The sequence below is a fragment of the Candidatus Neomarinimicrobiota bacterium genome, from assembly GCA_041862535.1.
Lineage (GTDB): Bacteria > Fidelibacterota > Marinisomatia > SCGC-AAA003-L08 > TS1B11.
On the sequence record JBGVTM010000102.1, the window covers coordinates 1 to 5,948 of the forward strand.

4 protein-coding genes are annotated in these 5,948 nt (G+C 58.8%); all 4 read right to left on the reverse strand.

Features of this window, described 5'->3' with window-relative positions; translation table 11 throughout:
* Window positions 1–2,171 (reverse strand): M1 family metallopeptidase (locus ACETWG_03910; protein MFB0515734.1); only part of this gene is annotated, 2,171 nt, incomplete at its 3' end.
* A 176-nt stretch (window positions 2,172–2,347) separates the two neighbouring features.
* Entirely contained in the window at window positions 2,348–2,878 is a 531-nt protein-coding gene (locus ACETWG_03915; GenBank protein ID MFB0515735.1) for a peroxiredoxin family protein, read from the reverse strand.
* 155 nt (window positions 2,879–3,033) lie between these two features.
* Window positions 3,034–4,962, reverse strand: coding sequence for a cytochrome c biogenesis protein CcdA (locus ACETWG_03920; GenBank protein ID MFB0515736.1), 1,929 nt, complete (start codon window positions 4,960–4,962; stop codon window positions 3,034–3,036).
* Between the two features lie 60 nt (window positions 4,963–5,022).
* The coding region (locus tag ACETWG_03925; protein ID MFB0515737.1) for a patatin-like phospholipase family protein at window positions 5,023–5,948 on the reverse strand (926 nt) is incomplete at its 5' end.

Sequence of the window (5,948 nt, forward strand, 5' to 3'; positions counted from 1 at the left end):
CTGGCCCCCCGCACACCGTCCCGGTCGAAGGCCTCCAGCGTCCCCGTGAGGCGGGTGTCATAGAGAAACAGCGGCCAGCGGTGCTCCAGGTGCCAATCCAGCGCACCGGAACCGGGACCATATCCCAATCCCATCTCCGTGTCCGAGTAGGGGGTATCGAAGCCGGGGCCATACCAGCGGTTGAGCCGCACCATCGGGGTCAGCTGATCGGTGTAGTTATACCATACTGCGGGCCAATAGGCGAGGGTGTAGCGATCCCTGGGGAGGTAATAGGCCACCAGCGGCATAAAACCAACGCTGGTAGGTAGCATACCGCTGCGGTTGTTGCGCGGGTCGATATCCATGAGTTTATCGTCGGGGTCCAGTACGATCCGGCGCACTTTTTCCGGCGCCTGCAGCGTGACGGTACCGGTGGTCTGGTGGCGGAAGTCATCCCAGGTGGTGCGCACCCGTTGCCCGGTGGCCGTGATGGCCTCCACCACCACCGGGGCCTCCCAGGGACCTTTACGAAGCAGATTGACGGTCACTTCGTAGCCCTCGTCGGTAGGGTGCTGCTTCCAGCCCTTAAGTGCATAGTCCAGGTAGCCGGCAGTGTGGAGCCACTGGTCGAAGAACCAGTCCAGTTCCTGGCCGCTGGCCTGCTCCATGGCCCGGCGGAAACGGTACTCATTGACGTGTTTCAGCGCCCATTGACGGTAATAGCTCTGCATAGCACGGTCAAACGTCTCTTCTCCCAGGATATATTGGAGCTGTTCCAGCATGAGTGATGCCTTGGTATAAGCGTTGCGGCCGTAGGCGAAGCTGCTTCCGGAGCGGTAGGCGGCGGTGGCGATGGGTTCATTATAGCCGCTTGTCTGGAGACTGGCTCCCAGCCATTGAACCTGTGCCAGGCTGGGGGTGCGTTTCCGGTGCCGTTGAAACCATGTGTCGGGCAGGGCGGTCTGATCGACGCCCAGGTGACCGTAGCGGCTGGTCATATACCAGCTGGTCTGGAAGGTGGTGAAACCCTCATCCAGCCAGGCCTCTTCCATTTCGTTGTTGCCTAGCATGCCGTAGAACCAGATGTGGCCGATTTCATGGACGATAAGGCTTTCGGATTCGGAACCGTTCATTACCAGCATGGGGTACTCCATGCCGCCGCCCATCAGGGCATGGGTGGTTGTCACCTGGGGATAGGGATAGGGCCCGAACCTGGTCGACAGCCATTCCAGGGTCCGCTCGCTCCGTTGCACCACCTTTTTAGTCCAATCCTGACCTACCCGCAGGTTATAAAGGACGTTCACCTGGGTGCCGTTCCAGCTCCCGCTCTCATAAACGAAGTCAGCGGAGGCGATCCAGGCGAAGTCGTGGACCTTTTCCGCGTGGAAGGTAATGGTACGGCGTTCATCTTCTTTCCCAGCCAGTCGGCTTTCCCGTTCTTCCCGGTAGGTTTCGGACCACTTGTTGAATGGCACGGAGGTATCCACCCGGGCCGCTTCCCAGCCGGGATCGCCGCTGGTGACGACGCCGGTAGCCCCCAACACATAGCTGTAGGGCACGTCAATAGTGACATCAAAAGTGGAAAATTCGCCGTAGAACTCGCCCATCAGGTGGAAGGGTTCGTTGTTCCAGCCGTGCTCGTCGTAGACTACCACCTTGGGGTACCACTGGGCCATATCGTATTGTTCTCCGCGATAGCCGGCCCGGCCGGTGTGCCGGCGCACGGTGTGGACCCACTCGAGGTCCAGGGTCAGCCGGGCTCCGGGCGCGAGGGGCTCGGGCAGCGCCACCTCCAGAATCGTATCGTCCACCTTGAAGCTGGAAGTGGCGGCACCCGATGGCAGGGTGAGGGTGAGCGATGATATGTCGATGCCGCTGGGGTTGTCTTCGGATATGTAGGCTCTTGGGGTTGCCCTCGGATACGCGGGCCGTCTATAAATCTGTTGTGCTTCCCGGTATCTCACCGACCCCGGCTTGAAAGCATTGGGATAGAGCATCAGGAAAAAGTGCCGGAGTGAGTCGGGTGAATGGTTGGTATAGACGATGTGGGACGTCCCGGTGAGCTGGTGATTCTCCGTGTCCAGGCGAACCTGCATGGTGTAGTGGACATCCTGTTGCCAGTAGGACTCCGTGGCCCAGACAAAACCACTTATGAAGGCGAAGCTGAAGAGGAAGGTGCGGACCGATTTCATGCTGCCTCCCATAGTTGTAGCATAATATTTATATAAGTTACGGATGTCATTTAGGGGGGCAAACGATATTGGCCGCCCTGATCATCAGGAAAGCCGGTGAGTTGGAGGCCAGGGATGGGCAGCGGTTCCTGATCCTCAGCCTGATGGAAATGTGTCTGTTGAGTGCGGTAAGGGATCTAGAGCAGCGGTTCGATACTCTTCAGGAAGAACTTCTCGTTGCGGGCACCGACATGCACCTCCTGAATATGCCCCTGGCGGTCAATCACGTAGGTGGTCGGCAGGTATCCCTGCCAGCGGTAGGCTTTTCCCACCTCTGACAGCTCGGACTGAGTTCCGTGTAGGATGGGATAGGTAACCTTGTAGTTGGTGACGAAGGTTTTGATCTGTGCATTGGAAAGATTGTCCCAGGAGACCCCCAGGACCACTACACCCTTATCCTTATAGGCGGAGTAGATCCGGCTCAGGTCGGGTATTTCCCAGCGGCAGGGACCGCACCAGGTAGCCCAGAAATTCAACAGCACAATCTTGCCCCGCAGCTGGCTCAGGGTAACCTTCTCGCCGTTGAGGTTGCGGAGGGTGAAATCCGGAGCCAGGATGGTTTCCGTAGGCTGCTGCTGAACCTGGGGTGTTGAACGACCTATACTGCCGCTTAGTACGAGCAAGCCGATAACAGCGACAACAAATCCAACTGTCCACTTTCGAACCATAATCATCAAGACCTTAGTGTTACTGATGTTCAGTTATTCCTGGTTTATCAATCTGAGTGCCGCGAAGGTAACCATGGTGGATTTCAGGAAGCAACCCTGACAATAGTTCCCGCATTGCGTTATTATTTTGTTGAAGTGTCATATAATTGGCATTTTCATCGGTCAGAGACAGGTTCCCCTGATGATAGGACCAGTCCTTTACGCAGTCCCCGGTCCAGGAAGGCGACGAACTCCTGCTCATCCCTGGTCATGCCCGGAAAGCGGGTAATTTCGCTGCCGTCGGGGGCCAGGATAACGTAAAAGGGCAGGGCGGCGGTACCGAACCGCTCGATCACAAACTGCTGCTTTTCCCGGAAGTTCTGGCCGCCGTCCGTATAGAGGCGCAGAAGCACGAACTTTCTGAACCGTTCAACGACGGCCGGTTTGGTAAAGATATTGGCTTCCATCCAGCGGCAATTGGTGCAGGTGTAGCCGGTTACATCCAGGAAGATGGGCTGGCCGGTCAGCCGGGCCTGGGCCAGGGCATCTTCATATTCGCTGTACCAGTGGAGCCTCCCGATTTCGTTGCTGAGCACCACTCCTTCCTGCGCCGCCTCGACGCGTGGTGGGAGGTAGGCCTCCACCAGCCCCGGGATTTTCTGCCCGATCAGGCCGGCGGCCAGCAGAAGACCGAAGATGAGGAAGGCCCCGCTGATAATCAGCCGGGAGACGGAGACCTTTTCCACCGGGGAATCGTGAGGGAGCTGAATCTTACCCAGCAGGTACAGGCCGATCAGCAGGAGGATCACGGTCCACGAGGCCAGGACCATCTGGTGGTTGAAGAAGCCCCAGCCCCACACGAGATCGGAATTGCTGACGAACTTGAAGGCGGCGGCCATTTCCAGAAAGCCCATCACCACCTTGACCGAATTCAGCCAGCCGCCGCTCCTGGGCAGTTGGGCCAGGTACTGGGGAAAGAGGGCCAGGAGGAAGAAGGGTAGCGCGAAGGTGACGGAATAGGTGACCATCCCGATAGCGGGCCACAGGTAATGGCCCTGGCTGGCCGCCACCAGCAGCAGCCCCACGAACTGAATGGTGCAGGTGAAGGAGGTGAGGGTAAAGGTGAGGGCCATGAAGAAAATTCCCAGCAGGCCTCCCCGGGCTTCCTGTGCCAGGCTGAACTGGCGCAGCTTCGCCGGCAGCTGGATTTCATACATTCCGAACAGGCTGAGGGCGAAATAGACGAACAGTCCGCCCAGGAACAGGTTTACCCAGGGGTTGGAGGCCAGCTGGTTGGCGCCGGTGGCTCCCAGGGTGAGGGCCAGCAGGAACCCCAGGAGCGAATAGATAATAACGATCCCTATGCCGTATAAGCCGGCCCCTTTCAAGGGTGAGATGCCACCCGACTCACCGTGCTTGAGAAAGAACGAGACGGTGATCGGAATCATGGGGAAGACGCAGGGTGTCAGAAGTGACACCAGGCCCATGGCCATGGAGAGCAAGAGAAAGGACCACAGTCCTTGTCGGATGGCATGCTGCAGTTCGGTCCCCTCCAGTCCGGTCACGGCGGCCAGGGCCGGTCTGGCGGTCCGAAAGACGTAGGCATCCCGAACCGGCCCGGCCTCCACCTGCAGCGGGATGCTGAAGCGTTGATAGGTTGGCGGCAGGCAATGGCTCTCGGTGCAGGCCATGTAGACGAACTGCCCGTCGAAGGACATAGGACCGGGTGGTAGATTCTCGGCGAGCGCCAGGGCCTGGCTTACTTTCAGGCTACCCGAATGCCAGCCAACCTCGATCCGAAAGCCCTCGTCCCACACCCGCTTGGACTGGGGTTCCCGGAAGGGGCCGACAGCTGAGACCAGGGTGCTGTCATCCAGTTCGAAGTGGGTGGGAACCGGGCCGAGGCCGCTGATATCGCTGGCGTAGATATGCCAGCCCGGTTGGATATCGATAGCGGCCTGCAGTACGATCTGTTCGCCCGGGCGCACAGCGGCGCGGTCAACGGAAATCGCCGTCAGGACCACGTCGGAGGGGAACTGGCCTGGAAGAGGGGCGGCGCTGAAAGTAGCGCTCAGGAGTAGTAATCTGATCCAGCGTAGGAACATGACGTACATTTTACTGTGGTTTTACCAGGAGTGCAGTCTCCAAGCCGACGAGATACGTATCTAATTCAGGGCCCTGACGTGCTCGGTTTTCCTTCGCAGATACCCTTTAACTCCCTGAACCTGTCTGAGTTTCTGCTGAAGGGCATCGATTCGTTCGTCCACGGCCTGTTCTCCATTCAAGATTAACCGCTCCAGATGATCAAACTGGGTCCAGTGGAGATTAAGGGTGTCCGGATGGATATGGAAGTCCCACTGGTGTTCCTGAGCCTGGGATAATTTAGTGGCGGTAATTTCACTAGCGCGTCCGAGGATACCAAGTATGTTCTGCTCCGCCAGGGGTTCGAACCTATTGATGGAAACGTCGACGGCGATGACGAAGTCGGCCCCCAGCTTGTGAGCGACAGCACCGGGTATCGGCTCGCCGGCGGCACCGTCAATAAGGAGCTTATCATCCATGGTGACCGGAGCGAGGTATCCGGGAATACACCCGCTGGCGACTACGGCCTGAATGAGATCGCCCTGGTCGAGGACTACGTTCTGACCGCTGTTAAGGTCCACCGCGCAGCAGGCGAAGGGGATCCGCAGCTCCTCGAAGGTGCGAACGGGCAGGAGGAATTCGATTACCCGGGCCAAGCGTGCGGAATTCACCACTCCCGAGCGGCTGTCGGAAAAGTTGAGTACGAGTTTGTTACGGACATAGCGGGCCGCCCATTGGAGGAAGCCGGGTTCGGCGCCGGGGCTCTGGACCTTTACCCAGTCGATGCCCGATTCAGCGTAGGCCTCGCTGGTGAGCATTTCCCGAAACCGCTGCTCCATCCAGGTCACATCCAGGGTGGCGGCGTACATCGCACCCACCACCGCTCCCATTGACGACCCCGCGACAACGTCTATGGGGATGCCATGCTTGATGAGACCTTTCAGCACACCGAGGTGGGTAAGGCCTCTGGCGCCTCCGGACCCGAGGGCCAGGCCGATTCGGGGCGCGG